At 63.1% G+C, this 3,827-nt stretch carries 3 protein-coding genes; 2 read left to right on the top strand and 1 reads right to left on the bottom strand.

Annotated features, from left to right (window positions below; genetic code table 11):
* Positions 1 to 186: 186 nt before the first annotated feature.
* Together ispF and NW835_RS10425 are read left to right on the top strand one after the other, a co-directional pair.
* Entirely contained in the window at positions 187 to 660 is a 474-nt protein-coding gene (gene ispF, locus NW835_RS10430; protein ID WP_414334653.1) for a 2-C-methyl-D-erythritol 2,4-cyclodiphosphate synthase, read from the top strand.
* A gap of 233 nt (positions 661 to 893) precedes the next feature.
* Complete coding sequence (locus tag NW835_RS10425; RefSeq protein ID WP_414334655.1) at positions 894 to 2,675, top strand: ABC transporter substrate-binding protein; 1,782 nt, start codon at positions 894 to 896, stop codon at positions 2,673 to 2,675.
* Position 2,676: 1 nt separating this feature from the next.
* On the opposite strand, the gene NW835_RS10420 is transcribed toward NW835_RS10425, so the two are convergent.
* On the bottom strand, positions 2,677 to 3,827 hold a 1,151-nt coding region (locus NW835_RS10420; RefSeq protein ID WP_414415250.1), incomplete at its 5' end, for an amylo-alpha-1,6-glucosidase.

Below are 3,827 nucleotides of genomic sequence, written 5' to 3'. Positions count from 1 at the left end.
GGAAAATCCCACCTTATCTGCTTCGACTGCTACAGCGGTTCTTCCTGTGCCATCTGCTCCTCCCCTCTCGAGTCGGCAGAATAGAAAGAAGTCGTTCTCAACAGCCGCTTTTCCTCTCCCGGTGAGCCAAGCTCTTGGAAGGAAGTTGGCAAAAGTCTCGCTGGTGTTCCCAAGGGAGCCGCAACAGTGCGCATTGGCCAGGGCTATGACATCCACCGCCTCGTAGAAGGGCGCCCCCTGATCCTAGGCGGGATCCGGATCCCTTATGAAAAGGGTCTGTTGGGCCACAGCGACGCCGACGTGCTCACCCACGCCATCATGGACGCCCTCCTAGGAGCCGCCGCCCTGCGGGACATTGGCTACTACTTTCCCCCGGAAGAGGAGCGCTGGAAAGGGGCAGACAGCATTCTCCTCTTGCAGCAGGTGGTGCAGTTGGTAAGCCAAGAGGGCTGGCGCATTGCCAACGTCGATAGCGTCGTGGTGGCAGAGCAGCCCAAGCTCAAGCCCCACATCCCCGCCATGCAGGCTCGTCTAGCTGAGGCCATGCAACTATCGCCCAAACAGGTAGGCGTGAAGGCCACCACCAACGAAAAACTCGGCCCCGTCGGCCAGGGAGAGGCCATGGCTGCCTTTGCCGTCGCCCTGCTGGTGGAACGCTGAGCTGCCGGCTTGCGGAAAGCACCTGGCCGTTGCCCTGCCCAAGCTGCCAAACTGGCAAGCAATCGCTCCCTCAAAAAACCAATTGGCCCCCATTGTCGTGAAACCCCCTGCCGCCTCGATCCCAGCTCCCCTCTCCCTCCGGGAGAGGGGCTGGGGGTGGTCGCGTGAGCGGCGCGGAGCGCTTGGGCCGCCGGCGGGCCCCCTCAAACTTGCTCGGATACTCAGCAAAGGAAATGGCAGGCCAAAGCAATACCTCAACAGAGCAGCTCAAGAGCAGCCTTTTTGCCCCCCTATTCCTAGGGATCCTTCTTCTCTGGCTTAGCGCCTGTGCTGCCCCCGCCCGCCCGCCCCACCTGATTGCCACCGTCACCTCGGATCCCAAAACCTTCAACACCTATCTGGCCACCGAGAGCTCCAGCCGCGACGCCATCGCCTACCTGGAGGCGGGCCTGGTCACCCTCGATGAAGATACCCTCCTGCCCAAGCCGGAGCTGGCGGAAGGCTGGGAAGTGTCTGAGGACGGCTTGCGCTATGTCTTCACCTTGCGGGAGGGGCTGCGCTGGTCGGACGGGGAGCCCCTGACAGCGGCAGATGTGGACTTTACCTTCAACCGCATCATCTTTGACGAGCGGATCCCGACCTCGGCGCGGGATGTGTTACGCATCGGCGAGGCGGGGGCGCTGCCCCAGGTGCGGGCCTTGGACGAGCGGCGGGTTGAGTTTGTCCTGCCGGAGCCCTTTGCCCCTTTCCTGTTGCAGGCCGGATCCCCTCTCTTGCCCAAGCACATTCTGCAGCCCACTGTGGAGCAGGTGGACGGCCAGGGCAACCCCCTCTTTCTCCAGACCTGGGGAGTTGACACGCCGGTGCAAGAATTGGTGGGGGCCGGCCCCTACATCTTGCAGGAATATACCCCCGGACAGCGGCTGGTGTACCGTCCCAACCCCTACTACTGGAAAGGGGAAGGGATCCCGCGCATCGAGCGGGTCATCCTGCGCATCGTGGACTCGGAAGATACGGCCCTGTTGCAGTTTCGCTCCGGCGAGACCGACGTGTTTTCGGTGCGAGGCAGAGATTTTCAGCTACTGAAGCGGGAGGAAGAACGGGATCAGTTCAGGATTTACAATCTCGGCCCCACCCTCAACAACAATTTCTTTGCCTTCAACCTCAGCCGGGCCCGCAACCCCCAAACCGGACGGCCCTTTGTGGATCCCGTCAAAAGCCGCTGGTTCAACGATTTGAACTTCCGCCGGGCGGTGGCCCACGCCCTGAACCGGCAATTTTACGTCGAGAGCGTCCTGCAGGGGTTGGGCGAGATCCAGCACTCGGTCTTCTCCCCCGCCAGCCCCTTTTACCTCAGCCCGGCAGAGGGCCTGCCCACCTACGACTACGATCCCGAAAAGGCGCGGCAACTGCTCTTGGCTGCCGGCTATACCTACGACGCCGAAGGCCACCTACGGGATCCCGACGGTAACCGCGTCCGCTTCAGTCTCATCACCAACGCCGGCAACAACCAGCGGGAGGCCACCGGCGCCCTGATCAAGGCCGACCTGGCGCGGATCGGCATCACCGTTGACTTCACCCCCATTGCCTTCAACACGGTGGTGCAGCGCACCGACAGCCGCGACTGGGAAACCTTGTTGCTGGGCTTTGGCGGCGGCGGCACCGAGCCCAACAACGGCTCCAACATCTGGCGCAGCGATGGCCGCCTGCACCTGTTTAACCTGGGGGATCTGCCCGGCAATCCCGCCGAAGGAGTGGAAGTGAGCGATTGGGAGCGGGAGATCGACCGCATCTTTATTGCGGGGGTGCGGGAGCTGGACTTTGAAAAGCGCAAGGCCCTCTACGACCGCTTTCAAGTGATCATCCAGGAACAACTGCCCCAGATCGGCACCTTCAACCCCCTGGTGCTCTCGGCCCTGCGCAACCGCCTGCAAGGGGTGGATCCCCGCCCCATCCTCGGCCCTCTCTGGAACCTGGATCAGCTTTCCATCCAGGACATGCTGCAGGAGCGGTAGCCTACCTCACCGTCAGCTCCACCTCCCCCGTGCTCCTGAGGACGTTGATCCCCACCCCTCCTGCCTGGAGATACAGGCCGATGTCCAGGGATCCCCGCCCCACCTGGATGTTCTCAAGAGTTACATAGGGCAGCCACAGGGGCAGGGTGGGCTGGGTGAGGTGCACCTGCTGGGCCAGCCCGTCGATCTCCAGGCCTAGGCAGGCTTGCAGCAGCAGGAACACACTGGCCGCTGCCCACGACTGGGGCAGACAGGCCACCGGGTAGAGGGTGGGGCCTTCCCGCTGGCGCCGGCGAAAGCCACAGAACAGCTCCGGCAGCCGCCGCAGCTCCAGAAACTGGCTGGCATCAAACAGGGCCGTCAATACTTGGGCTGCCTCCGCCTTGTAGCCATAGCGGGCCAAACCTGCTGCAATCAGGGCGTTGTCGTGGGGCCAGATGGAGCCGTTGTGGTAGGACATGGGGTTGTAGCGCCCTTCCCCTTCCGCCAGGGTGCGGATGCCCCAGCCGCTGAAAAAAGCGGGCTCCAAAAGTTGCCGCGCGATGCGCTCGGCATGCTGCGGGTGGGCGATCCCGGAAAACAGGCAGTGGCCCATGTTGGAGCTGCGCACACGGCAGGGCTGCTTGCGCCCGTCCAAAGACAGGACATAGCCGCCCAGCTCCTCGCACCAAAACTGCTCCCAAAACCGCTGCTGCAGCTTTTCCGCTTGCTGCCGCAGTTGCGCTGCTTGCTCGTGCCGCCCCAACAGCTCCGCCATCTCCGCCGCCAACAGCTTGGCCTCGTAGGCGTAGCCCTGCACCTCGCACAGGGCTATGGGTGGCTCGGCCAGGGATCCGTCGGCATAGAAGATGGCATCTTCCGAGTCTTTCCAGCCCTGGTTGCGCAGGCCCCGCCGCGCCTTACCGGCATACTCCAAAAAGCCGTCGCCGTCGGGATCCCCGTAGGTGTCCATCCAGTGGAGAGCTGCCTCGATATTCGGCCACAACTGCCGCAACAGCTCGAGATCCCCACTGCGGCGCACATAGCGCCCTGCTAGCACCACAAACAAAGGAGTGGCGTCGATGCTGCCGAAATAATTGCCAAAGGGGATCTCGCGCGTCTTGGCCATCTCGCTGTAGCGCTGCTCGTGCAGGATCTTGCCCGGCTCAGCAT

Origin of the sequence: Synechococcus sp. OH2, from assembly GCF_047462155.1 — a bacterium.
GTDB lineage: Bacteria > Cyanobacteriota > Cyanobacteriia > Thermostichales > Thermostichaceae > Thermostichus.
The sequence above is the reverse complement of the archived record's forward strand: the minus strand, read 5'-3'. Positions and strand labels throughout refer to the sequence as shown.